The organism is Paraburkholderia sp. BCC1886 (assembly GCF_900996245.1).
Taxonomy (GTDB): domain Bacteria; phylum Pseudomonadota; class Gammaproteobacteria; order Burkholderiales; family Burkholderiaceae; genus Paraburkholderia.
The window spans coordinates 1-456 of sequence record NZ_CAAJGK010000124.1; the positions used below are offsets into that span (position 1 = coordinate 1).

The following is a 456-nucleotide window of genomic DNA, read 5'->3' on the forward strand; positions in this document are numbered from 1 at the left end:
CTGCTTCGGGCTGGCGGCCACGGGCATCGCCTACCTGGCGATCATGCCCGTCTACGTGCTGTTCAACCTGTTCATGCCGGCCTTGCAGGGGCTCATGACGCGGCGCGTCGGGGAGCTGGAGCAGGGGCAGTTGCAGGGGGCCCTGCAGGCCTTCTCGGGGCTCGCGGCGATCATCGGGCCGCTGGTCTACGGCGCGGCCTTCTCCTGGTCGATCGGCACGCAACCGGCGCGGCCGATGCCGGGTTTGGCCTACTACATCGCGGCGCTGCTGATGGCGGGCGCCTGGCTGCTGGGCTGGCGCGTCGCGCGGCCGGTCGCGGAGGACGCGGCGCGGGCCGCCGAGGCGGTCGCGCGCTAGCTCGCACAACCCCCTCGCCGATGCCGTATCAAGCTCGCGCCGATCTCACGGCGACGACGAGCCGATGGTCCCGGTCGCCGGCGCGAGCGCCGCGGCCG

1 pseudogene is annotated in these 456 nt (G+C 73.7%); it reads left to right on the top strand.

Going from position 1 to position 456, the window contains the following annotated elements:
• Window positions 1-358, top strand: a pseudogene (locus FQ746_RS33270) (tetracycline resistance MFS efflux pump); the annotation flags it as partial.
• Window positions 359-456: the final 98 nt, after the last annotated feature.